Origin of the sequence: Pantoea sp. SS70 (assembly GCF_029866845.1) — a bacterium.
Classification (GTDB): domain Bacteria; phylum Pseudomonadota; class Gammaproteobacteria; order Enterobacterales; family Enterobacteriaceae; genus Pantoea; species Pantoea leporis.
Genome location: NZ_CP117199.1, coordinates 2,233,618 through 2,256,325, shown reverse-complemented (window position 1 = coordinate 2,256,325; position 22,708 = coordinate 2,233,618). Strand labels below are relative to the sequence as shown.

Here is a 22,708-nt window from a genome sequence, read left to right as displayed (position 1 = left end):
TAAGCGCGCTTTTCTACTCAGACTTTACCGGAGCCCACTTTGAATCCCGTGCTACTCGATCTTTCCGGCTACATTAAGTTTTTTGTCGGTTTGTTTGCCCTGGTAAATCCGGTAGGTATCATCCCGGTCTTTATCAGCATGACCAGCTATCAGGCGGTGGTTGAACGAAATAAAACCAATCTTACCGCCAACCTGGCTGTGGCCATCATCCTCTGGACGTCACTGTTTCTTGGCGATGGCATCCTGCATCTGTTTGGCATTTCGATAGATTCATTCCGTATTGCTGGCGGTATTCTGGTGGTCACTATCGCGATGTCGATGATCAGCGGAAAACTGGGTGAGGATAAGCAGAACAAGCAGGAGAAGTCAGAGAGCGCTATTCGCGAAAGCATTGGCGTGGTACCGCTAGCGTTACCGTTAATGGCTGGTCCCGGTGCAATTAGTTCAACCATTGTCTGGAGTACGCGTTATCACAGCTGGCAGAACTTAATTGGTTTTAGTATCGCGATTGCCATTTTCGCCTTTTGCTGTTGGCTGCTGTTCCGCGCAGCACCGTTGATGGTGCGGGTGCTTGGACAAACCGGGATTAACGTGATTACCCGTATTATGGGCTTGTTGTTAATGGCGTTGGGCATTGAGTTTATTGTTACAGGTATGAAATCTATTTTTCCTGGTTTGCTGAATTAAACGAAGTTATTTTTTTCTTTTAAGAGATTTCACGATCCAAAATGGTGCATATCTTCATTTTATTGCACCATTTTGGTTAATTTATTCATTAGCCTTAACTGCAAACGTCCAGCATCACTTTTACTACTATCCTCATCCCATCCGAGTAAAACCTCACACTAAACTGTGATAATCGTCACAGATAATTGTTCTGCACATATCTTTGAAATTAGCATTTGAGAAAAGTTGATAAGTTAATCGATGACTCTTTATGCGGATAATGGCTAATTTTATAGTCGAATTCGTAAAAATCATATTGAAAGAACAATAACGAGTAAATTACATGCAGTTATCCTACAAATAACTTTAAAATCATTTGGTTAATCGATAATTCAATAAAAGAATTAACACTTTTCCTACTCACCCGAACGTGATAAAAGAGAATCTGCTAACATTTTTGCAGTTTAGCTTTGGCGTGCGGGCATCTGTTCTGATAATTTTCGGCACATCACAAATTTTTTATATGATAGTGACAAATGTGTACGCTTCTTGCTTACAGGCTATCAGGCTTATGATTAAGGTTGATATTTGTTGATGAAATGCATGGTAGCGAAAACGGCAGTACGTTCAGTGCTTGCCCTCTGCCTTACAGGCGCACTGGCAGCAAGCCAGGCAGCCCAAATTCCCGCGGGCACGCAATTATCTGAATTACAGCGTATCGTGATTAATAATGGCAGTGAGGTGGCAACGCTTGATCCGCAGAAAGCAGAAGGCGTGCCGGAATCCAATGTCATGCGTAATTTACTGGAAGGCTTGGTTGAAACCGATAATAACGGTCAACTCGTCCCCGGTGTCGCTAAGCAATGGCAAAGCGAAGAAGGGCGCATCTGGATTTTCACGCTGCGTGACGATGCGCGCTGGAGTAACGGCCAGGCTGTTACTGCTCAGGATTTCGTCTACAGCTGGCAGCGCCTGGCCGATCCTAAAACTGCTTCGCCTTACGCCAGCTACTTACAGGCTGCGCATGTGGCGAACGTTGACGCCATTCTGTCTGGCAAAGCCGCACCGTCTGAACTCGGCATTAAAGCCCTCGACGATCGTCATCTGCAAGTCACCCTTTCTGAACCCGTTCCCTACTTTGTTGCCATGCTGGCTCACAGCGCGATGAAACCGGTCTATCGTCCGGCGATAGAGCAGTGGGGCGAGCAGTGGACACAGCCGCAACACTATGTTGGCAATGGCGCTTTTACACTCGCGGAGTGGTTGGTAAATGAAAAAATCGTGGTGAAACGCAATCCACAGTATTGGGATAATACCCACACGGTGATAGAAGAGGGCGTATTTTTACCGCTCTCCTCAGAGAACAGCGATATCAACCGCTATCGCAGCGGTGGCACCGATATGACCAACAGCGTGGTGCCGCCGGAAATGTTCAAAAAGTTACAGCAGGATCTCGGCGATGAGGTCAAAATTAGCCCACTGCTGTGCACCTTCTATTACGAAATTAATAACAAAAAAGCGCCATTCGATGACGCGCGCGTACGCGCCGCGCTAAAGTTAACCCTCGATCGCGACATCATTGCGCAGAAGATCATGGGCCAGGGCCAGATTCCTGCCTACGGATTGACGCCGCCGTTTACCCACGGTATCACGCTTTCCCCACCGGCCTGGGCGCAACAAACGCAGTCCGAGCGTAATGCCAGCGCCAAACAGTTATTAGCCGATGCCGGCTTTAATCAGCAAAACCCGCTGCGTTTTACGCTGCTGTACAACACCTCCGAACAAAACAAGCGACAGGCGATTGCTGCGGCCTCGATGTGGCAAAAAAATTTGGGGGCGGTGGTGACATTGCAGAACCAGGAGTGGAAAACGCTGCTGGAGACGCGCCATCAGGCGCAGTATGACGTGGTGCGCGCCACATGGTGCGCGGATTACAATGAACCTTCTACCTTCCTGAATATGCTGTTGAGCGGTTCGTCCAATAACACCGCGTTTTACCACAGCCCGGCGTTTGACCAGTTGATGAAGCAAACATTAACCAGCGCAGACGAAGCAAAGCGCGCCTCGCTTTATCAGCAGGCGGAAGCGCAACTCGATAAAGACTCGCCAATCGTACCGGTCTATTACCGCGTTAGCGTGCGGTTGGTAAAACCCTGGGTGGGTGGTTTTACCGGCAAAGATCCGCAGGACATGCTGGCGTTGAAATACTATTACATAAAGAAACATTGAGTAATGGGCCGATCCGGCGCTACAGTCGGGCGGCACTTTACCGTGGTAAACCCTGAAGGGTGATTAGGGTCTTCGTTCAGACACGCAAAAATCACCTGGAAACGGGGTACGCCGGGCGTTAAATCGACCCGGTAAAGATAATAAAACTGGAGCGTAATAATGAACAACATCACAAAAAAAAGCCTGATTGCCGCAGGCGTATTAGCCGCAATCGGCGCGCTGGCAGGGAATGCCGCGCTGGCAGCAACAGTGCCAGCAGGCGTTGAATTGGCAGCAAAACAGGAACTGGTTCGCGGTAACGGCGATGAAGTACAGTCGCTGGATCCCCACAAGATTGAAGGTGTACCCGAAGACAACATCGCGCGTGACCTGTATGAAGGTTTAATCACCAGCGACAGTGATGGCAAACCGGTACCGGGCGTGGCGGAAAGCTGGGAAAACAAAGATTTCAAAGTCTGGACTTTCCACCTGCGCAAGAACGCAAAATGGTCCAACGGTGAGCCGGTCACCGCACAAGATTTCGTATATAGCTGGCAGCGCCTGGTCGATCCGAAAACCGCATCGCCTTACGCCAGCTATCCGCAATACGGCCACATCGTCAATGTTGACGACATCATCGCCGGTAAAAAGCCAACTTCCGAGCTGGGTGTAAAAGCCATCGACGATCACACACTGGAAGTGACCCTGAGCGAGCCCGTACCCTACTTCTATAAGCTGCTGATCAACTCCGTGATGTCTCCGGTGTATAAGCCGGCGATCGACAAATTTGGCGATCAGTGGACCCAGCCGCAAAACTGGGTCGGTAACGGCGCCTTTAAACTTGAATCGCACGTGATCAACGAACGCGTAACGCTGGTGCGTAACCCGCAGTATTGGGATAACGAGCACACCGTGCTGAACAAAGTCACCTTCCTGCCAATTAACTCCGAAGTCAGCGACGTTAACCGTTACTTCTCTGAGAACGGCAGCGATATCACTTACAACAACATGCCTATCGAGCTGTTCAAAAAACTGCAGCGGGACAACGGCAAAGAGTTGATGGTCAAGCCATACCTGTGCACCTATTACTACGAAATCAATAACCAGAAAGCGCCATTCACCGATCCACGCGTGCGTACCGCACTGAAACTCGGTCTGGATCGCGACATCATGGTGAACAAGGTTCTGGCACAAGGTCAGCAACCGGCTTACAGCTTCACCCCGCCAGCCACCGATGGCATGGAACTGCTGCCGCCGGATTGGTTCAAGTGGGATCAGAACAAGCGTAACGAAGAAGCGAAAAAACTGCTGGCTGAAGCGGGTTACACCGCGGATAAACCGCTGACCTTCAACCTGCTGTACAACACCTCCGATCTGCACAAAAAACTGGCGATCGCCGCCTCATCTATCTGGAAGAAAAACATCGGCGTCAACATCAAGCTGGAAAACCAGGAGTGGAAAACTTTCCTCGACACGCGTCATCAGGGCAACTTTGATGTTTCTCGTGCGGCATGGTGTGCGGATTACAACGAACCGACTTCATTCCTGAACATCATGCTGTCTGACAGCAGCAGTAACACCTCGCACTACAAAAGCGCTGACTTCGATAAAGTTATTCACGATGCGGTTAAAGCCACAGACGATAAAGCGCGCGTAGCGGATTATCAGAAAGCTGAGCAGATTCTGGATAAAGACAGCACCATTGTACCGGTTTACTACTACGTCAATGCGCGTTTGGTGAAACCTTACGTGGGCGGTTACACCGGCAACGATCCGCTGGATAAAACCGTCGATAAAAACCTGTATATCATTAAACATTAATAGCACTCAGGCTATCGACAGTGGCGGTGCTGCGGCACCGCCTTTTTACTTTGTGAAGCAACAGCCTGGTAGGTACGGCAATGTTAAAATTCATCCTGCGTCGGCTCCTTGAAGCCATCCCGACGCTGTTTATCCTCATCACCATCTCTTTCTTTATGATGCGACTGGCACCCGGCAGTCCATTTACCGGCGAACGTGTCCTCTCGCCGGAAGTGATGGCGAATATCGAAGCTAAGTACCATCTCAACGATCCAATTGGCAAACAGTACCTGAGCTACCTGGTGCAGTTGGCACATGGCGACTTTGGCCCTTCGTTTAAATACAAAGATTACTCGGTCAATTATCTGGTCGGCCACGCCTTCCCGGTGTCAGCCAAACTTGGTCTGGCTGCCTTCTTCCTCGCCGTGGTGCTGGGCGTAACGGCTGGCGTGATCGCCGCCCTGAAGCAGAACAGTTTGTGGGATTATGCCGTGATGGGGGTCGCGATGACCGGCGTGGTGATCCCCAGCTTTGTCGTGGCACCGTTACTGGTGCTGGTGTTTGCGATTACCTTACGCTGGCTACCAGGCGGCGGCTGGAACGGCGGCCAATGGAATTACATGTTGCTGCCGATGGTGGCGCTGTCGCTGGCCTACATCGCCAGCATCGCGCGTATTACCCGTGGTTCGATGATTGAAGTGATGCATTCAAACTTCATCCGTACCGCGCGCGCTAAAGGATTGCCATTGCGTCGTATCGTGCTGCGTCACGCGCTAAAGCCTGCCATGTTGCCGGTGCTTTCCTATATGGGACCGGCGTTTGTCGGCATCATCACCGGTTCCATGGTGATTGAATCCATCTATGGTTTGCCGGGCATTGGCCAGCTGTTCGTTAACGGGGCATTGAATCGTGACTACTCGCTGGTGATGAGTCTGACCATTCTGGTTGGCGTGCTGACCATTCTATTTAACGCGATCGTTGATGTGCTGTACGCCGTGATCGATCCGAAAATCCGTTACTGATTGTGGAGCTCGCCCATGATGTTAAGTAAGAAAAACAGCGAAGCTCTGGATGCCTTCAGTGAAAAACTGGAAGTCGAAGGGCGCAGCCTCTGGCAGGATGCGCGTCGCCGCTTTATTCACAACCGCGCAGCCTTCGTCAGCCTGCTGGTGCTGCTGGTGATCACTTTGTTCGTGGTGTTCGCCCCGATGTTGTCGCAGTTCAAATATGACGATACCGACTGGGCGATGATGTCTGCCGCGCCGGATACCGTCTCCGGCCACTGGTTTGGCACCGATTCATCGGGTCGCGATTTGCTTGTGCGCGTTGCGATTGGTGGCCGTATCTCGCTGATGGTGGGTATCGCCTCCGCGCTGATCGCGGTGCTGGTGGGCACGCTGTATGGCTCACTAGCGGGTTATCTGGGCGGTAAAATCGACTCGGTGATGATGCGTATTCTGGAGATCCTCAACTCCTTCCCGTTCATGTTCTTCGTTATCCTGCTGGTAACCTTCTTTGGTCGCAACATTCTGCTGATCTTTGTGGCGATCGGCCTGGTGTCGTGGCTGGATATGGCGCGTATCGTACGTGGGCAGACGCTGGGCCTGAAGCGCAAAGAGTTCATCGAAGCGGCGCAGGTCGGCGGTGTGAGCACCTTCAAAATCGTGCTGCGTCACATTGTGCCGAACGTATTAGGCGTAGTGGTGGTGTATGCCTCGCTGCTGGTGCCGAGCATGATCCTGTTCGAATCTTTCCTCAGCTTCCTTGGCCTCGGCACTCAGGAACCGCTGAGCAGTTGGGGCGCATTGCTGAGCGATGGCGCCAACTCGATGGAAGTGTCGCCGTGGTTACTGATGTTCCCGGCAGGTTTCCTCGTGGTCACGCTGTTCTGTTTTAACTTTATCGGCGATGGCTTGCGTGATGCCCTCGACCCGAAAGATCGTTAAGGAGTTTCCCGATGACCATTCATGAATTTCAGCCAGCCATGGCTGCACGTGCGGGAAACAATAACCTGCTGCTTGATGTAAAAGACCTGCGCGTCACCTTTAGCACCCACGATGGCGATGTCACCGCTGTGAACGACCTCAACTTTTCACTACATGCGGGTGAAACTCTGGGCATTGTTGGCGAATCCGGCTCGGGGAAATCGCAAACCGCGTTTGCCTTGATGGGGCTGCTGGCAAAAAATGGGCGCATTGGCGGTTCAGCGAAATTTAACGGCGCAGAGATCCTCAATCTGCCGGAAAGCAAGCTCAACAAACTGCGCGCAGAGCAGATTGCGATGATCTTCCAGGATCCAATGACGTCGCTTAACCCTTACATGCGCGTCGGCGAGCAGTTAATGGAAGTGCTGAAGCTGCATAAAGGCATGAACAGCGCTCAGGCGTTCGAAGAGTCGGTGCGCATGCTGGATGCGGTGAAAATGCCGGAAGCGCGTAAGCGTATGAAGATGTTTCCGCATGAGTTCTCGGGCGGTATGCGTCAGCGTGTGATGATTGCGATGGCGCTGCTGTGTCGGCCGAAGCTGCTGATTGCCGATGAGCCGACTACGGCGCTCGACGTGACCGTACAGGCGCAGATCATGACGCTGCTGAATGAGCTGAAGCGCGAATTCAATACTGCGATTGTGATGATTACCCACGATCTCGGCGTGGTAGCGGGTATCTGTGACAAAGTGCTGGTGATGTACGCCGGTCGTACCATGGAATATGGCCGTGCACGTGATGTGTTCTATCATCCTGCCCATCCATACTCGATTGGCTTGCTGAGTGCGGTGCCGCGTCTGGATGCTGAGGAGGGCGAGTCGCTGACCACCATTCCAGGCAACCCGCCAAACCTGCTGCGCCTGCCGCAAGGCTGTCCGTTCCAGCCTCGCTGCGCCTACGCCATGGACATTTGTGCCAAGGCACCGCCGCTGGAGCCTTTCGCTGAAGGTCGCTTACGTGCCTGCTTCAAGCCGGTGGAGGAGTTAGTATGAGCACCGTAGTCGAAGAGAAAAAAGTCCTGCTGGAGATCGCCGACCTTAAGGTGCACTTTGAGATTAAGGATGGCAAACAGTGGTTCTGGCAGCCACCGCATACCCTAAAAGCAGTCGACGGCGTCAGCCTGCGTTTGTACGAAGGTGAAACGTTGGGCGTAGTAGGCGAATCAGGCTGCGGTAAATCAACGCTGGCCCGCGCCATCATTGGCCTGGTAAAAGCCACAGAAGGGCGCGTTGCCTGGTTAGGACGCGATCTGCTCGGGCAAAGCCAGGAGCAATGGCGTCAGGCGCGCAGCGATATCCAGATGATTTTCCAGGATCCGCTGGCATCGCTCAATCCGCGTATGACCATTGGCGATATCATTGCGGAACCGCTGCGCACCTATTACCCGAAGATGCCGGGCCAGCAAGTGAAGGATAAGGTGAAAACCATGATGATGAAGGTTGGGTTGTTACCTAACCTCATCAACCGCTATCCGCACGAGTTCTCGGGCGGCCAGTGTCAGCGTATTGGCATCGCGCGGGCGCTGATTCTCGAGCCGAAGCTGATCATCTGCGATGAGCCGGTATCGGCGCTGGACGTGTCGATTCAGGCGCAGGTCGTTAACCTGTTGCAGCAATTGCAGCGAGAAATGGGGCTGTCACTGATCTTTATCGCACACGATTTGGCGGTGGTAAAACACATCTCGGATCGCGTGCTGGTGATGTATCTCGGGCATGCGGTTGAGCTGGGTACTTACGATGCGGTGTATAACAATCCGCAGCATCCGTACACCCGCGCGCTGATGTCAGCGGTGCCGATTCCCGATCCGGACCTGGAGAAGAACAAGCAAATCCAGCTGCTGGAAGGAGAGCTGCCATCGCCGATCAATCCGCCATCGGGATGCGTGTTCCGCACCCGTTGCCCGATTGCCGGACCAGAGTGCGCGAAAACCCGGCCGCTGCTGGAAGGCAGCTTCCGTCATGCGGTCTCTTGTTTAAAAGTCGATCCGCTGTAAATGAAAACGCCGGGCGATTGCCCGGCGTTTTTTGTCTGTCGCTTACTCGCGCCAAAGGATGTGGCAGAGTTTGTGATCTTTCTCGCGGCAAAGCAGGACGCGTGCGAACACATCAGTGATCGGCTCGCCGTCGGCTTCACCTAAGCCAATCACCACTTCTGCGAAGAAGTCTGGGTTGAGATCGAAATCAACATGTTCCTGCCAGTCTTCCGCAGGATCGAACAGTTCCGCGCCACCCCGCTCTTCAAACTGCAGATTGAACAGAATAATGTCAGCGGGATCGAGATTGTCACCAGCCAGCTCAAGAAAAATATCGTAAGCCTGCTCCAGCGTTTCATCTTCAGTAAGGCGATTATTTAAATCCATGGTCATTCCTGCTTGCCCTGAGGCGGTAATATTTTCGCTCGTTTTACAGTAAAGGACTAAAGAAGTAAAACAGTCGTTCAACGATGCGTTGCCACCAGGCACGTTTAGCCCAGCGAGCACCATCCAGTAAGCGTGAGCGGGCGATGTAATCATCCTGCACGGTAGCGAGATCGCTGCCAAAGCCGTCATCATCAACCACCAGAGTGATCTCAAAGTTGAGCCACAGGCTGCGCATATCCAGATTTACCGTGCCGACCAAACTCAGCTGCCCGTCAACCAGCACACTTTTGGTATGCAACAGGCCATCTTCAAACTGGTAAATCTTCACGCCGGCTTCCAGCAGTTCGGTGAAGAAGGCACGACTCGCCCAGCCTACCAGCAGCGAATCATTATGGCGCGGCACAATGATGCTCACTTCCACACCGCGTAACGCTGCGGTACAGATGGCGTGCAGCAGGTCATCGCTCGGCACAAAGTAGGGCGTGGTCATAATCAGCTGCTGACGCGCGGAGTAGACCGCTGTGAGTAACGCCTGGTGGATCATATCTTCCGGAAAGCCGGGCCCAGAAGCGATTACCTGAATAGTATGTCCGCTCTCCTGTTCGAAGGGCATCACGTTGCCATCCGGCGCGGGTGGCAGAATGCGTTTACCGGTTTCAATCTCCCAGTCGCAGGCATACACAATGCCCATGGTGGTTGCCACCGGGCCTTCCATGCGCGCCATCAGGTCAATCCATTGTCCCACGCCGGCTTCCTGCTTAAAGAAGCGCGGATCGACCAGGTTCATGCTGCCGGTATAAGCGATGTAGTTATCGATCAGCACCACTTTGCGATGCTGACGTAGGTCCATGCGGCGCAGGAACACGCGCAGCAGGCTTACCTGCAATGCTTCAACCACGTCGATGCCGGCATTGCGCATCATGTTGACCCACGGACTGCGGAAGAAGGTGACGCTGCCCGCTGAATCCAGCATCAAACGGCAATGTACACCGCGACGCGATGCGGCCATCAGCGATTCCGCCACTTCATCGGCCAGCCCGCCGGGATGCCAGATATAGAACACCATCTCGATATTATGCCGTGCCAGCTGGATATCACGGATCAGTGCGTGCATCACGTCATCGGAGTTGGTCAGCAACTGCAGCTGATTACCTTTCACGCCGGCGATGCCCTGACGATGGCGGCACAAATCAAACAGGGACCGCGCCACGTCGCTGTGTTCAGTGGCGAAGATATGACGGCACTGTTTGAGATCGTTAAGCCATTTGGCGGTGGAGGGCCACATGGTGCGCGCGCGTTCGGCACGCCTTTTACCTAAATGCAGCTCACCAAAAGAGAGATAAGCGATTATACCCACCAGCGGTAGAATGTAGATGATCAGCAGCCAGGCCATTGCTGAGGTGACTGCGCGGCGTTTCATCAGAATACGTAGCGTGACACCCGCAATCAGCAGCCAGTAACCAAACAGCAGCAACCAACTGATTAGGGTATAAAATGTGGTCATTAAGTGGACGTCCTGTTCGCGCTTTGTTGTGCAAAGTTTACGTGCTGATCACAGGGAGTGAAACCTTTAATCGTGAATGACGTTTCGATGAAGCTTTCGATTTGGCATTTCCTGGCAGATCTTTATAATGCCTGCCGAGTTTAGCCTGTCTGAGAGGATGTTATGAGACGCAGCAAAAATGAAGTGGCGCGCTGGAGAATGTTACGTCAGGTACACCGTCGTCGTTCTCGCTGGCTGGAAGGGCAGTCGCGTCGTTATAAGCGCATCCATACCATTCGTCATCAGGTGGCGCAGCAACATCGCCGCTCCATCCTGTTTATCTCGCAAATGGACTGATGGGTTTACGCGGCCATCATGCGCCGCGTAGCACCCGGATGACATTGACCATCTCTACTGCCGCTGCCAGCACAATTAACATCACAATGTGCTGACGAGCGTTGCGCCAGCCTTGCTGACGCCATAGCCAAAGTGCTCTGCCGATGAGAGCGAATGCTATCACCAGCAGTAAAACTGACAACCACATAGATTAGAAAACGCGTTTGAACGGTTTGACCGCGACTTTCTCATACACGCCTGCGGCAATGTAGGGATCATCCTTGGCCCATGATTCCGCGACTTCCAGCGAAGAGAATTCGGCGATGATCACGGAACCGCTGAAACCGGCCGGGCCTGGATCGTTGCTGTCAACTGCTGGCAGCGGACCCGCAGCAATCAGTCGACCTTCATCTTGCAACAGCTTCAAACGAGCAAGATGCGCGGGACGTACCGAGTTGCGTTTTTCCAGTGAATCAGCGGTATCTTCCGCATAAATGACGTAAAGCACGATGGGATACTCCCGTTAGACTTGCCGAAATTGCGTGACACGTTAAGTGATCGTTAATCAGAGTGCAAACGAAAGATAAATACGCTGTCATTCAGCGCAATCAGGGTTAAAAAAGACCTTTCTGCGGGGCGCTTGCACATCGCTTATTGAAACTGATTGCTATTTGCATTTAAAATCTGCGCTTCACTCAATGAACATGAATGATATGACCACGTTGACTACGCCTTTACCTTCACGTACCCCCATTGCTGTAATTTTATCCGTGGTACTTCACGGTTCGTTGATCGCTGGCATTCTCTATGCATCTTTTCATCAGGTGATTGAAGTTCCAAAAGCGTCCCAGCCTATCAGCGTTTCGCTGGTGGCTCCGGAAGTGCAACCCGAACCTGCGCCTGCTCAGGTCACGTCGCCGCCACCTGAACCTGAGCCGGAGCCTGAAGTGGCGCCAGAGCCGCCGAAGGTTGAGCCGGTACCGATTCCTAAACCGGAACCTAAGCCGAAGCCAAAACCTAAACCGAAGCCAAAGGTTGAAAAGAAGGTTGAGCCGAAACCGCGTCAGCAAGTGAAGCCGCAGGAAAATCCGTTTAAGCAGGAAGCGCCAACCACGCAGACGCGTCCAACAACCGCGCCGAAAGCCAATCCGACCGCAACGCCGAGCATTTCAGATGGTCCGAAAGCGATGAGCGTCAGCAAGCCTGCCTATCCGGCACGTGCGTTCGCGCTGCGTGTTGAGGGACGTGTGCGGGTGCAGTTTGACGTTGATAGCGACGGTCGTGTGGATAACGTCCAGATTTTGTCGGCAGAACCGCGCAACATGTTCGAGCGCGAAGTGAAGCAGGCGATGAAGAAGTGGCGTTATCAGCCAGGTCGTCCGGGCAAGAATCTCACCATGAACATCGTATTCCGCATCAATGGTGGCGCCAATATCGAATAAGCACTCGTGGCTGAGAGGCAATAAGAAAGCGGTCAGATGACCGCTTTTTTAATGTTACAGATCGCTTAAATTGCTTCTGCCGGGCGGCAACGGGCGAGATTGCCCGGTATTGTCGACGGCGACGTAAACAAACACCGCTTCGGTTGCGCAGTAGGTCTGTCCAATCGGTTCGGACGACACTTTCTTGATCCACACTTCGACGTTTATGGTCATGGAACTGTTGCCGGTGCGGATGCAGCGTGCGTAGCAGCTCACCACATCGCCAACCGCCACCGGTTTAAGGAACGTCATTCCGTCCACGCGCACGGTGACGACACGTCCTTCGGCAATCTCTTTCGCCTTAATTGCGCCGCCCATATCCATCTGCGACATCAACCAGCCACCAAAGATATCTCCGTTAGCATTGGTATCCGCTGGCATGGCCAGGGTACGCAACACCATCTCGCCTTGCGGCGACTTATGTTTTTCGTCCATTGCTCAGTTCTTCTGCAGGTGAAGAGAAGCCCGACGCTGTCGGGCGGAGTGGCATTATTTTTGTTCTTGTTGCGGCATCTGTCGCCAGATATACACGCCGCTTAACAGGGTAAAGAGTAGGGTCAGGCCGGTCAGACCGAACACCTTAAAGTTAACCCAAAATTCCTGCGATAACCAAAACGCAACATAAATATTCGCTAAGCCGCAGGCGAGGAAGAAGATTGCCCAGGCAATGTTGAGATTGCGCCACACGCCTGACGGCAGTTGTAACTCTTTACCCAGCATGGTTTGGATCAGCGGTTGCTTCATAAACCACTGGCTGTAGAGCAGCGCGACGGCAAACAGCGAATAGATCACCGTGACTTTCCATTTGATGAATTCATCGTTATGGAATACCAGCGTCAGCGTGCCGAATACCGCGACCAGCACAAAGGTAAAAATGGTCATCTTTTCCAGCTTGCGGTAGAGCACCCAACTGACGACCAGCGCCAGACCGGTGGCAACGATCAGTGCGCCGGAGGCGACAAAGATGTCGTACAGCTTGTAGAAGATGAAGAAAACCACCAGGGGAAGAAAATCGAGTAACTGCTTCATAGCGTTTCCAAATAGGCAGGAGCGTACAGTTATGGCGCCCGGGTGAGCGCCATAACGATTAACGTAACAGCATATACAGCCGGTACAGATAGATAATCAGTACTGCGGAGACCAGGTTACCCAGCGCGTTCAACACCACGGAGGCGATATTGGCGGGCAGCACGGTCAGCGATGAGAAGAAGAACATCAGCACAATTTTGGCCAGCAGCCACAGCACAATAGCCGGTGCGATAACCTTAATATTCTTCCAGGCGAGACGCATGCTGGCACGCATCGCGCCAATCACGCCGAGCTTCTCATTGGCGAGAATCACCGGTGCCAGTGAAAACAGGATCGCCAGAATCACGCCCGGTACCATCAGCACCATAAAGCCCAATTGAACCAGCAGGGTGATCAGGAAGGTCTGCAGCAGCAGCTTTGGCAGGATGGGCGCAGATGCGCCAATAGCGCGCAGCGCGCTGACGCGTTGTCCGCCCGATACCATTGGGATTAGAAGCAGCATGCCACCCAGCAGCAGCGTGTTGCCAATCAACGCAGCGAACGTGCCTGCAGCGGAAGCGCGCAGCAAAATACGCTGCTGATCCGGAGACATATTTTGTACCAGCTCAAACAGCGACGATGCGCTGTCATCGGACTGGCTCAACAACGAGAGCTGGTCTTCACCTGGCGTTAACGCGTGGCCGACGATCACAGTAATGAACGAGGTCAGCAGCGCCAGCAGTAAAATAGTAACCAACTGATGGCGCAAAAAATTTCCTGTGTCACGGTATAACGAGCTTGCCGTGATAGACATGTAAACTCCTTGAAAGAACCGGATTAATTAACCCGGCGATTGTACATGTTCTACTGGCGTGCTGGCACCCGCATTGGGATAACTTTCTGTCATAACAGGTAAAGAAGGGTGAAAAAGCGCAGGAAGACCGTAGCGAGCACGGGCGCGATCGCAGGCTTCGTTCTGTTCACCGTTCTCGCCGGACATCGAAAACTCCCGACAGGGCGAAGGGCGCTGCTGATAAATGCCGCAGGATACGCAGCCGCCGACGTCGCCCTGTAGCGCAATACAGCGCGGCTGGCGTTGGTTGGTGCCGCGCATATTGCGCATAAACGGGGTTAACGGTTCGGTTAATTCAACGGGAACAGCACCGGCGCCATCATCGGCTTCGGCCCAGTAAAATGAGACACGGAAGTGCGCGCAGCATGCGCCACAGGTCACGCATGGATTTAGTGAATCGCTCATCTGATCGCCCGCCACCTTTAAGGTATCGAACCAAAATCACACAGGGGAAAGGTAAAATAGTCACGGCGAAAAATTTTCGCAAGCGGACTTTTATTACGCGCTGTAAAGCCAAAATTGATCTGAATCAATTCATTGTTTTTTAAGTGATTAATTTAGATTGATGCAGATGATCTTTTACCAAAAAAGGGGTAAATGTTGTGCCGCATTCAACATTGTGACCCATCTTTATTTGGCAAAGGAGTGATTATGAAACTGGCAAAATGCGCACTGCTGATGGCGCTGGCAATTCCGCAACTGGCTCTGGCTCATGAAGCCGGTGATTTCTTTATGCGTGCAGGTAGCGCCACCGTTCGTCCGACCGAAGGCTCTGACAATGTGCTGGGTATGGGCGGCTTTAACGTTAGCAACGATACGCAGCTGGGCTTGACCTTCACCTATATGGCAACGGATAACATCGGCGTTGAGCTGCTGGCTGCAACCCCGTTCCGTCATAAGGTTGGACTGGGCGCCACCGGTAATCTGGCCACCGTGCGTCAGCTGCCGCCAACCTTAATGGCGCAGTACTATTTCTTTGATAGCAAAAGTAAAGTCCGCCCGTACGTTGGCGTCGGTATCAACTACACCACCTTCTACGATGCCAAATTCAACCAAACGGGTGAGGATGCCGGTTTAAGCGACCTGAGCGTGAAAGACTCGTGGGGCATGGCAGGCCAGGTCGGTCTGGATTATCAAATCAACCGCGACTGGATGCTGAATGCATCGCTGTGGTACATGGATATTGATACCGAAGTGAAATTTAAAGCTGGCGGTGAGCAGCAAAACATCAACACGCGTATCGATCCGTGGGTGTTCTTCTTTGGTGCGGGATATCGATTCTAATCGGCAACCAGAAATGAAGCGGGCGACCAGAAGGTCGCCCGTTGTGTTATTTGATCTGCATATTGTTAACCACAGATTTCACGCCCGCCACGCTACGCGTTACGGCCACCGCGCGATTTGCCATCTGCGGTGAGCTGACAAAACCGCTCAGCTGAACTTTACCCTTGAAGGTTTCAACGTTAATTTCGGTCGATTTCAGCGACTCGTCATTCAACAGCTGAGCCTTAACTTTGGTGGTTACCACGGTATCGTCGATGTAACCGCCAGTGCCTTCTTTGGTTGCTGTGGGTGCACACGCGCTAAGCGCCAGCGCCATTACCGCAGCCATCATAAATCCTGCAACGACTTTGAAAAATTTCATTGGTTATCTCCCTGTCTTAGATGATGTTTCGCCGCAATGGGGCGGCGCAGTTAATTGTGGTCTGGAGATGCGAAATCATCAAATCGGCGCGCGTGAAAAAGTCAGAAATAGGGCGTTTTTACCACTTATTGATCCAACCGCAGTTTTCGCTGGGCATGAAAATCTGAGAGTAGCCGGGAATTTGAGTTTGGGGATATTTTTGGCAATAGAAAGGCCTTATCCGCACCAGCGAATAAGGCCCTGAAGGATTTTAGCGGGTGGCTGCTTTCAGACTACTCACAAAGGCTTTCAGCTCGCTGAGCAGCGTTGCCGGATCGTTCTGGTTACGCTCAATAATTTTCACAATTGCCGACCCGGAAATGGCACCCGCCGCACCGGCGGCGATGGCTTCTTTCACCTGGCCGGGTTCAGAGATACCAAAGCCCTGCAGCGGCGGCGCAGCGTTAAACTCACGCAGCTTTTCGATCAGGTGATGCAGCGGCAGGCTGGCACGATTTTCCGAACCGGTGACGCCTGCGCGTGACAGCAAATAGGTATAACCGCGACCGTGCGCAGCGATCTCACGCAGCAGTTCATCATCAGCATTTGGTGGACAGATAAAGATCGGCGCCACATTGTGGCGCAGCGCAGCCTGACGGAAGGGCGCAGACTCTTCCAGCGGCACATCCGCAACCAGCACGGAATCGACGCCCACCGCTTCACACTGCGCATAAAAGTTGTCGATACCTTTGCTGAACACCAGATTGGCGTACATCAGCAAGCCAATCGGCAGCTCGGGATATTTCTGACGCACGGTCGCCAGAATTTCAAAGCACTGCGCCACGGTGGTGCCGGAAGCAAAGGCACGCAGCGTCGCGCCCTGAATGGTTGGGCCGTCGGCCAGCGGATCCGAGAACGGAATACCGAGCTCTAGCGCATCCGCACCGCCTTCAACCAGGGTATCGATAATTTTTAGCGACAGTTCAGGTGACGGATCGCCGAGAGTAACGAAGGGGACAAACGCGCCTTCTTGCTGCGCCGACAGACGTTGAAACAGCTGATTATAACGCTCCATCAGATCTCTCCCTTGGCTTTCAAAATATCGTGAACGGTGAAAATGTCTTTATCGCCGCGGCCAGAAAGGTTAACCACCAGCAGCTGCTCTTTTTCCGGATTTTCGCGGATCATTTTCAGTGCATGTGCCAGCGCGTGTGAGGATTCGAGCGCAGGAATAATCCCTTCAGCACGGCACAGCTCTTTAAAGGCGCTGAGCGCTTCGTCATCGGTGATCGAAACATATTCCGCGCGGCCGATACTGTTCAGATGCGCATGCTGAGGACCCACTGACGGGAAGTCCAGACCCGCAGAGATTGAGTAGGATTCTTCAATCTGCCCCTCTTCGGTCTGCATCATCGGCGCTTTCATACCGAAATAGATCCCCACGCGACCGTGCTTGAGCGGCGCACCGTGTTCTCCGGTTTCGATACCGTGCCCCGCCGGCTCTACGCCGATCAGGCCAACGCTTTCTTCTTCGATAAAATCAGCGAACATGCCGATAGCGTTCGAACCACCGCCCACGCAGGCTAACACCGCATCCGGCAGGCGACCTTCGCGCTCCAGAATCTGGGCTTTGGTCTCTTCACCAATCATGCGCTGGAATTCACGCACGATAGTCGGGAACGGATGCGGGCCAGCGGCGGTGCCGAGCATGTAGTGCGCGGTTTCATAGCTGCCAGACCAGTCGCGCAGCGCCTCGTTACAGGCATCTTTCAGCGTGGCTGAGCCGCTATGCACCGGAATCACTTCCGCGCCCATCAGACGCATACGGAATACGTTTGGCGACTGACGCTCAACGTCCTTGGCGCCCATGTAGATGCGGCACTTCATACCCAGCAGGGCACAGGCTAACGCTGACGCGACACCGTGCTGACCGGCGCCGGTTTCCGCGATGATCTCGTTTTTGCCCATGCGCTTAGCCAACAGCGCCTGACCCAGCACCTGGTTGGTTTTATGCGCACCACCGTGCAGCAAATCTTCACGCTTTAGATAAAGGCGGGTTTTGCTGCCTTTAGTCAGGTTGCTGCACAGCGTTAAAGCCGTTGGGCGTCCAGCGTAGTTTTTCAGCAGGTCAGTAAACTCGGCCTGAAACTCGGGATCGCGCTGCGCTTCAACAAACGCATTTTCCAACTGGCGCAAGGCTGGCATCAGGATTTGTGGTACGTACTGGCCGCCAAACTCGCCAAAATAGGGATTCAATAACGTGGTCATTTTTTCATCTTCCTTATTCGGCCCGCGCCATGGCGGGCAAGCGAAATTAATAGGCGCGCAGCGTGCGGAATACCGCCGCGACTTTGCTGGCATCTTTAATGCCTGGCGCAGATTCTACGCCGGAGTTGAAATCGAGGCCGGCACAGCCCAGCTGCGCGGCCTCTACGCAGTTGTCCGCGCTTAGGCCACCGGCCAGCAGCACATTGCTGAGATCCTGGCCTTGCAGCAGTGACCAATCGAAACGCTGGCCGGTGCCGCCCTGGCCATTATCAAACACGTAACGATCGACGTGCGGCCAGTCGCGCGCAGGTAACTGCTCTTTAATGCTCAGCGCTTTCCAGATTTTGGTGTCTGCTGGCAGCGCCTGACGCAATTCTGCGACGAACGCCTGATCTTCATCGCCGTGCAGCTGCACCGCATAAAGTTTTAAACTTTCCGCTAGCGTGACAATGTCACTTGCCGCATTGTTGCGGAACACGCCAACATACTTCAGCGGGGCAGCAGCCTGCACAACCTGCGCTTGGTCGCGGCTGATTTTACGCGGCGAGCCTTCAGCGAAGATTAAGCCACCATAGATTGCGCCAGCTTCCTGCGCTGCGCGTGCATCTTCGGCGCGGGTCAGGCCGCAGACTTTATTATCACCGAGCAATACGCGACGCACGCCAGCGGTGAGATCGGCTTCTTCCATCAGCGCGGAGCCAATCAGGAAGCCGTTAGCGAAGTGGCTCAGCTCACGTACCTGCGCATAATTGTGAATGCCAGATTCGCTGATGACGGTGACGCCATGTCCGAGGCGCGGGGCTAACTGACGCGTGCGATTCAGGTCGATGGACAGGTCGCGCAGGTCGCGGTTATTAATGCCGACGACTTTGGCTTCCAGCGCAATCGCGCGTTCCATCTCTTCTTCATTACTGACTTCGGTCAGCACGCCCATTTTCAGGCTGTGCGCCACGGCGGCGAGCTGACGATATTGCTCATCATCCAGCACCGACAACATCAGCAGAATGGCGTCGGCCTGATAATGACGTGCCAGATAGATTTGATACGGATCGATGATGAAGTCTTTGCACAACACCGGTTGCGTGATGGCGGCGCTAACAATCGGCAGGAACGCAAAATCGCCCTGGAAGTATTTCTCATCGGTTAACACCGACACCGCAGAAGCGTAATGACGGTATACCCCAGCGATGGTGGCGGGATCGAAATCCTCGCGAATCAGCCCTTTGGAGGGCGATGCTTTTTTGCATTCCAGGATGAATACCGTGCGCGATCCACGCAGTGCATCGTAAAAATGACGTTCCGCAGGCTGCAAATCGTTCTGGAAGGTGGCCAGCGGCTGCTGTGCTTTGCGCGCTTCAACCCAGACGGCTTTATCTTGTACGATTTTCTCTAAAACAGTGCCCTTAATACTCATCTCATCCTCTCGCTGCCAGAGCGACAACGCGCTCGTAGGCCTGTCCGCTGCGAATGGCAGCGATGGCGCGCTGTGCGTTGTCGCGCAAATCTTCATTTCCGAACACTTTCAGTAACATTGCGACGTTGACCGCCACCGCCTGCTCATGGGCGGGCTGGCCTTTACCCTGAAGTAAACGGGTCAGAATGTCACGGTTTTCTTCCGGCGTGCCGCCTGCCAACGCGTCTTTATCATGGAAGCCAAAACCGAAGTCTTCTGGCGTCAGTTGATAGCCAGTGATTTCGCCATCACGCAGCTCGGCGACCTGCGTTGGGCTGTGCAGCGCTACTTCATCCATGCCACCGCCGTGAACCACAGCCGCACGTTGATAGCCGAGCACTTTTAGCGTTTGGGCGATTGGCAGTACCAGCTCCGGGCTGTACACGCCAATCACCGCCAGCGGTGGACGCGCAGGGTTAATCAGCGGACCCAACACGTTAAAGATGGTACGGGTTTTCAACTGCTGACGTACCGGCATCGCGTGACGAAAACCGCTGTGATACTGCGGAGCAAACAGGAAGCAGACGTTGAGATCGTCCAGCGCCTCACGTGCTTGTTCCGCAGGGATATCCAGATTGATGCCAAATGCCGCCAGCAGATCGGAAGAACCCGACTTGCTGGAGACGCTGCGATTACCGTGCTTTGCCACTTTCAGGCCGCAGGTTGCCGCAACAAAGGCGCTGGCGGTCGAGATATTGATGCTGTTGCTGCCGTCACCACCGGTACCGACGATATCGGCAAAGGTGTAATCCGGGCGCGGGAACGGTTTTGCATCGGCCAGCAGCGCGGAAGCGGCACCGGCGATCTCTTCCGGACGCTCGCCACGGACTTTCATGGCAATCAGCGCGGCGGCTAACTGCGTCGGCTCCAGCTGACCGGTAATAATAGCGCTAAATAGCTGGTGGCTTTCGCCCTGGCTCAGCGTCTCAGACTGATAAAGTTTTTCCAGAATAGTTTGCATCATAATCTCCCTATTACTGCGCCAGCGCCCAGGCCAACGTCTGTTCTAATAAGCGCGCGCCCTGAGTGGTGAGAATGGATTCGGGGTGGAACTGGAAGCCACACACCCGGTCGGCATCGTGGCGCACGGCCATCACCATGCCGTTGTAGCTGGCGTTAACGGTCAATTCGGCTGGCGTATTGCTACCGACCAGCGAGTGATAGCGCGCCACCGGCAGCGGATTGCTCAGGCCAGCGAACATGCCTTCGCCATCGTGGGTAATAGAAGAGGCTTTGCCGTGCAGGATCTCGCCGGCCTGGCCGACATGGCCGCCGTAGGCTTCAACAATCGCCTGATGACCGAGACAGATGCCGATAATCGGCAGACGACCGCGCAGCGCTTGCAGCAAATCTGGCATGCATCCGGCATCTTTCGGCGCGCCCGGACCCGGCGACAGCATCAGAATTGGGTTTTCCATCTGCTGCAGGCGTTCAATCAGCACCTCAGCGGGCACGTTGTTGCGGTAAATCACCACGTTATGGCCAAAGGTACGCAGCTGATCAACGAGGTTGTAAGTAAAGGAGTCGATGTTATCGAGCAGCAGGATATCGGCCATCAGAAAATCTCCTTGCAGTGATGGGCTGTTGCGATGGCACGCAATACCGCGCGCGCTTTATTGCGGCTCTCGTCCGCTTCTGCCTGAGGCTGGGAATCCAGCACCACGCCGGCACCGGCTTGCACGGTGGCTACGCCGTCTTCAACCCACGCGGAACGGATAACGATGCAGGTATCAAGATCGCCGTTAGCGGTGAAATAGCCGACTGCGCCGCCGTAGCTGCCGCGACGTGTGCCTTCTTTCCCGGCAATCAGTTGCATCGCACGCACTTTCGGTGCGCCGCTCAGCGTGCCCATGTTCATGCAGGCGCGGTAGGCGTGCAGCACGTCGAGATCTGCGCGCAACGTGCCGACCACGCGTGACACCAGATGCATCACAAACGAGTAGCGGTCAACTTTAGTCAGGTCTGCCACGTAACGGCTGCCCGGCACACAGATACGCGCCAAATCGTTACGTGCTAAATCCACCAGCATCAGGTGCTCAGCCATCTCTTTATGGTCGGTGCGCATTTCAAGTTCGATGCGGCTGTCGAGATCGCGATCCAGCGAGCCATCGGCATGGCGGCCGCGTGGACGCGTACCGGCAATCGGGTAGATCTCAATCTGACGCGACGTCGCGTCATATTTCAGTGAGCTTTCTGGCGAGGCACCAAACAGCGCGAAATCCTGATCCTGCATAAAGAACATGTAAGGACTTGGATTGCTGTTTTTCAACGTGTCGTAAGCGGCCAGTGGAGAAGGGCACGGCAGCGAGAAGCGACGTGAAGGGACAACCTGGAAGATTTCGCCAATGCGAATCGCTTCCTGCATCTCACGAACGACGCTGCAATACTCTTCGTCGCTCTGGCTGGTGCTCAGCGTCATGTGCTCGACGCGCTGGACCGGCAATGCGGGCGCTGCTTGCGTCATCTGGCCGCGCAGTTGTTCGATGCGGCCTTGCAGACGCTGGAACTCGCTGGTCGATGGGCTGAATAAGCTGGCCTGCAGGCGAGCAGTGCGCTGCTGATGGTCGATCACCAGTAAGGTTTCGGCCAGATAGAAGCAGTAATCCGGGCAACGCTGTTCGTTGCGCAGTTGCGGCAGATCTTCGAAACCGGCCACTAAGTCATAAGCGAACAAGCCGCCAAGTAGCATCGCTTCACGCTCCTCTTCCGGGCTGTTCACCAGCTGCGGGATCAGGCGCAGCGCATCAAATACGGAAAGGGCCTTCAGGCGGGAATCTTCGTCCTGCATGCCTTGCGGCTGGGTGAAATGCAGCTCGCGGCCATCAGGGCGCACCTCGATACGCACCTCAGAGGGCAGCGCCTCGTCCAGCAGCGGCAAGATAGCGCGACCATTTTCCGACAGCGCTTTGATGGTGACGATGTTGCCCAATGCGCTGACGCGCAGCGCGCTATCCACGATTAACAGGCTTTTCAGGTTTTGTTTGCTGTCGATATCAGCGGATTCAAGCAGCAGAGTTGCTGGACGTGCGCCGCATAACTGATGAAACACTGCGGCCGGATCTTCGCGGTAGGGCGCGGTACCGGTTATCAACTTCAATGTAGGTTTCGCAATAGCCATAATGGATTCTCTGAATTTCGCTCAAAAAAAAGCCCGCTCGGTGGCGGGCTTAGGTATCAATCTGCA

At 53.9% G+C, this 22,708-nt stretch carries 22 protein-coding genes, 1 pseudogene and 1 other annotated feature (1 of these 24 cut by a window edge); of the genes and pseudogenes, 10 read left to right on the top strand and 13 right to left on the bottom strand.

Translation table 11 applies throughout. From position 1 onward, the window contains the following. Positions 1-39 precede the first annotated feature (39 nt). From PO881_RS10465 to oppF, 7 genes are all read left to right on the top strand, one after another. The gene (locus tag PO881_RS10465; RefSeq protein WP_008106584.1) at positions 40-687 is read left to right on the top strand and encodes a YchE family NAAT transporter; all 648 of its coding nucleotides are present in this window, start codon (positions 40-42) and stop codon (positions 685-687) included. A 573-nt stretch (positions 688-1,260) separates the two neighbouring features. Then, entirely contained in the window at positions 1,261-2,895 is a 1,635-nt protein-coding gene (locus tag PO881_RS10460; RefSeq protein WP_192411712.1) for an ABC transporter substrate-binding protein, read from the top strand. A gap of 159 nt (positions 2,896-3,054) precedes the next feature. After that, a complete protein-coding gene (oppA, locus tag PO881_RS10455; protein ID WP_110866261.1) occupies positions 3,055-4,695 on the top strand; it encodes an oligopeptide ABC transporter substrate-binding protein OppA in 1,641 nt (546 codons plus the stop codon). An 80-nt stretch (positions 4,696-4,775) separates the two neighbouring features. Beyond that, the gene (oppB, locus tag PO881_RS10450; RefSeq protein ID WP_007892378.1) at positions 4,776-5,696 is read left to right on the top strand and encodes an oligopeptide ABC transporter permease OppB; all 921 of its coding nucleotides are present in this window, start codon (positions 4,776-4,778) and stop codon (positions 5,694-5,696) included. A gap of 15 nt (positions 5,697-5,711) precedes the next feature. After that, a complete protein-coding gene (gene oppC, locus PO881_RS10445) occupies positions 5,712-6,620 on the top strand; it encodes an oligopeptide ABC transporter permease OppC (RefSeq protein ID WP_280171745.1) in 909 nt (302 codons plus the stop codon). Between the two features lie 11 nt (positions 6,621-6,631). Continuing rightward, positions 6,632-7,651, top strand: a complete 1,020-nt coding sequence (locus PO881_RS10440) for an ABC transporter ATP-binding protein (protein WP_222210340.1) — start codon at positions 6,632-6,634, stop codon at positions 7,649-7,651. Further along, positions 7,648-8,652 (top strand): murein tripeptide/oligopeptide ABC transporter ATP binding protein OppF, encoded by a 1,005-nt coding sequence (gene oppF, locus PO881_RS10435; protein ID WP_101764250.1) that lies wholly within the window; start codon positions 7,648-7,650, stop codon positions 8,650-8,652. Before PO881_RS10440 ends, oppF begins: the two co-directional genes overlap by 4 nt. Positions 8,653-8,694: 42 nt before the next feature. Here oppF and PO881_RS10430 read toward each other — a convergent pair whose 3' ends face one another. Together PO881_RS10430 and cls are read right to left on the bottom strand one after the other, a co-directional pair. Next, positions 8,695-9,024 (bottom strand): HI1450 family dsDNA-mimic protein, encoded by a 330-nt coding sequence (locus tag PO881_RS10430; protein WP_196761379.1) that lies wholly within the window; start codon positions 9,022-9,024, stop codon positions 8,695-8,697. 37 nt (positions 9,025-9,061) lie between these two features. Beyond that, positions 9,062-10,522: a cardiolipin synthase gene (gene cls, locus PO881_RS10425; RefSeq protein ID WP_101764252.1), complete on the bottom strand. Its 1,461-nt coding sequence runs from the start codon at positions 10,520-10,522 to the stop codon at positions 9,062-9,064. 162 nt (positions 10,523-10,684) lie between these two features. Here cls and PO881_RS10420 point away from each other — a divergent pair, with 162 nt between their 5' ends. Continuing rightward, complete coding sequence (locus PO881_RS10420; RefSeq protein ID WP_137385893.1) at positions 10,685-10,858, top strand: YciY family protein; 174 nt, start codon at positions 10,685-10,687, stop codon at positions 10,856-10,858. Positions 10,859-11,048: 190 nt separating this feature from the next. On the opposite strand, the gene PO881_RS10415 is transcribed toward PO881_RS10420, so the two are convergent. After that, positions 11,049-11,345 (bottom strand): YciI family protein, encoded by a 297-nt coding sequence (locus tag PO881_RS10415; protein ID WP_101764253.1) that lies wholly within the window; start codon positions 11,343-11,345, stop codon positions 11,049-11,051. Between the two features lie 205 nt (positions 11,346-11,550). On the opposite strand from PO881_RS10415, the gene tonB reads away from it, so the two are divergent. Then, positions 11,551-12,279 (top strand): TonB system transport protein TonB, encoded by a 729-nt coding sequence (tonB, locus tag PO881_RS10410; RefSeq protein ID WP_280171744.1) that lies wholly within the window; start codon positions 11,551-11,553, stop codon positions 12,277-12,279. A gap of 54 nt (positions 12,280-12,333) precedes the next feature. On the opposite strand, the gene yciA is transcribed toward tonB, so the two are convergent. Genes yciA through PO881_RS10390 form a run of 4 tightly spaced genes read right to left on the bottom strand, consistent with a single transcriptional unit; the run spans position 12,334 to position 14,584 of the window. Next, complete coding sequence (gene yciA, locus PO881_RS10405) at positions 12,334-12,753, bottom strand: acyl-CoA thioester hydrolase YciA (protein WP_007892397.1); 420 nt, start codon at positions 12,751-12,753, stop codon at positions 12,334-12,336. Positions 12,754-12,807: 54 nt separating this feature from the next. Continuing rightward, the gene (locus PO881_RS10400; protein ID WP_008106564.1) at positions 12,808-13,347 is read right to left on the bottom strand and encodes a septation protein A; all 540 of its coding nucleotides are present in this window, start codon (positions 13,345-13,347) and stop codon (positions 12,808-12,810) included. A gap of 58 nt (positions 13,348-13,405) precedes the next feature. Next, positions 13,406-14,140, bottom strand: coding sequence for a YciC family protein (locus tag PO881_RS10395; protein ID WP_101764255.1), 735 nt, complete (start codon positions 14,138-14,140; stop codon positions 13,406-13,408). A 27-nt stretch (positions 14,141-14,167) separates the two neighbouring features. Next, positions 14,168-14,584 carry a YkgJ family cysteine cluster protein gene (locus PO881_RS10390; protein ID WP_101764256.1) on the bottom strand — a complete coding sequence of 139 codons (417 nt, stop codon included), beginning with the start codon at positions 14,582-14,584 and terminating at the stop codon, positions 14,168-14,170. Positions 14,585-14,830: 246 nt separating this feature from the next. On the opposite strand from PO881_RS10390, the gene ompW reads away from it, so the two are divergent. Then, positions 14,831-15,463, top strand: a complete 633-nt coding sequence (gene ompW / locus PO881_RS10385) for an outer membrane protein OmpW (protein WP_064738828.1) — start codon at positions 14,831-14,833, stop codon at positions 15,461-15,463. 46 nt (positions 15,464-15,509) lie between these two features. Here ompW and PO881_RS10380 read toward each other — a convergent pair whose 3' ends face one another. The 6 genes and pseudogenes from PO881_RS10380 to PO881_RS10355 form a co-directional block, all read right to left on the bottom strand. Beyond that, the gene (locus PO881_RS10380; RefSeq protein WP_101764257.1) at positions 15,510-15,824 is read right to left on the bottom strand and encodes a BON domain-containing protein; all 315 of its coding nucleotides are present in this window, start codon (positions 15,822-15,824) and stop codon (positions 15,510-15,512) included. Between the two features lie 250 nt (positions 15,825-16,074). After that, complete coding sequence (trpA, locus tag PO881_RS10375) at positions 16,075-16,878, bottom strand: tryptophan synthase subunit alpha (RefSeq protein WP_101764258.1); 804 nt, start codon at positions 16,876-16,878, stop codon at positions 16,075-16,077. Next, the gene (gene trpB / locus PO881_RS10370; protein WP_101764259.1) at positions 16,878-18,071 is read right to left on the bottom strand and encodes a tryptophan synthase subunit beta; all 1,194 of its coding nucleotides are present in this window, start codon (positions 18,069-18,071) and stop codon (positions 16,878-16,880) included. Before trpB ends, trpA begins: the two co-directional genes overlap by 1 nt. Positions 18,072-18,117: 46 nt before the next feature. Beyond that, the gene (gene trpCF / locus PO881_RS10365; RefSeq protein WP_280171743.1) at positions 18,118-19,485 is read right to left on the bottom strand and encodes a bifunctional indole-3-glycerol-phosphate synthase TrpC/phosphoribosylanthranilate isomerase TrpF; all 1,368 of its coding nucleotides are present in this window, start codon (positions 19,483-19,485) and stop codon (positions 18,118-18,120) included. A 1-nt stretch (position 19,486) separates the two neighbouring features. Beyond that, positions 19,487-21,080, bottom strand: a pseudogene (gene trpD, locus PO881_RS10360) (bifunctional anthranilate synthase glutamate amidotransferase component TrpG/anthranilate phosphoribosyltransferase TrpD). Beyond that, positions 21,080-22,642 (bottom strand): anthranilate synthase component 1, encoded by a 1,563-nt coding sequence (locus PO881_RS10355; RefSeq protein WP_280171742.1) that lies wholly within the window; start codon positions 22,640-22,642, stop codon positions 21,080-21,082. Before PO881_RS10355 ends, trpD begins: the two are co-directional and overlap by 1 nt. A gap of 23 nt (positions 22,643-22,665) precedes the next feature. After that, positions 22,666-22,708 (bottom strand) — a sequence feature (Trp leader region) (it continues 66 nt past the right edge of the window).

Excerpts from the sequence above, each read along its gene's own strand:
- PO881_RS10390 (WP_101764256.1), bottom strand. The coding sequence starts at position 14,584 with ATGAGCGATTCACTAAATCCATGCGTGACCTGTGGCGCATGCTGCGCG.
- trpA (WP_101764258.1), bottom strand. The coding sequence starts at position 16,878 with ATGGAGCGTTATAATCAGCTGTTTCAACGTCTGTCGGCGCAGCAAGAA.
- PO881_RS10420 (WP_137385893.1), top strand. The coding sequence starts at position 10,685 with ATGAGACGCAGCAAAAATGAAGTGGCGCGCTGGAGAATGTTACGTCAG.
- oppA (WP_110866261.1), top strand. The coding sequence starts at position 3,055 with ATGAACAACATCACAAAAAAAAGCCTGATTGCCGCAGGCGTATTAGCC.
- oppC (WP_280171745.1), top strand. The coding sequence starts at position 5,712 with ATGATGTTAAGTAAGAAAAACAGCGAAGCTCTGGATGCCTTCAGTGAA.
- tonB (WP_280171744.1), top strand. The coding sequence starts at position 11,551 with ATGACCACGTTGACTACGCCTTTACCTTCACGTACCCCCATTGCTGTA.
- trpCF (WP_280171743.1), bottom strand. The coding sequence starts at position 19,485 with ATGAGTATTAAGGGCACTGTTTTAGAGAAAATCGTACAAGATAAAGCC.
- PO881_RS10355 (WP_280171742.1), bottom strand. The coding sequence starts at position 22,642 with ATGGCTATTGCGAAACCTACATTGAAGTTGATAACCGGTACCGCGCCC.
- yciA (WP_007892397.1), bottom strand. The coding sequence starts at position 12,753 with ATGGACGAAAAACATAAGTCGCCGCAAGGCGAGATGGTGTTGCGTACC.
- PO881_RS10400 (WP_008106564.1), bottom strand. The coding sequence starts at position 13,347 with ATGAAGCAGTTACTCGATTTTCTTCCCCTGGTGGTTTTCTTCATCTTC.
- PO881_RS10460 (WP_192411712.1), top strand. The coding sequence starts at position 1,261 with ATGAAATGCATGGTAGCGAAAACGGCAGTACGTTCAGTGCTTGCCCTC.
- PO881_RS10395 (WP_101764255.1), bottom strand. The coding sequence starts at position 14,140 with ATGTCTATCACGGCAAGCTCGTTATACCGTGACACAGGAAATTTTTTG.
- PO881_RS10380 (WP_101764257.1), bottom strand. The coding sequence starts at position 15,824 with ATGAAATTTTTCAAAGTCGTTGCAGGATTTATGATGGCTGCGGTAATG.
- oppB (WP_007892378.1), top strand. The coding sequence starts at position 4,776 with ATGTTAAAATTCATCCTGCGTCGGCTCCTTGAAGCCATCCCGACGCTG.
- PO881_RS10440 (WP_222210340.1), top strand. The coding sequence starts at position 6,632 with ATGACCATTCATGAATTTCAGCCAGCCATGGCTGCACGTGCGGGAAAC.
- PO881_RS10430 (WP_196761379.1), bottom strand. The coding sequence starts at position 9,024 with ATGACCATGGATTTAAATAATCGCCTTACTGAAGATGAAACGCTGGAG.
- oppF (WP_101764250.1), top strand. The coding sequence starts at position 7,648 with ATGAGCACCGTAGTCGAAGAGAAAAAAGTCCTGCTGGAGATCGCCGAC.
- cls (WP_101764252.1), bottom strand. The coding sequence starts at position 10,522 with ATGACCACATTTTATACCCTAATCAGTTGGTTGCTGCTGTTTGGTTAC.
- ompW (WP_064738828.1), top strand. The coding sequence starts at position 14,831 with ATGAAACTGGCAAAATGCGCACTGCTGATGGCGCTGGCAATTCCGCAA.
- trpB (WP_101764259.1), bottom strand. The coding sequence starts at position 18,071 with ATGACCACGTTATTGAATCCCTATTTTGGCGAGTTTGGCGGCCAGTAC.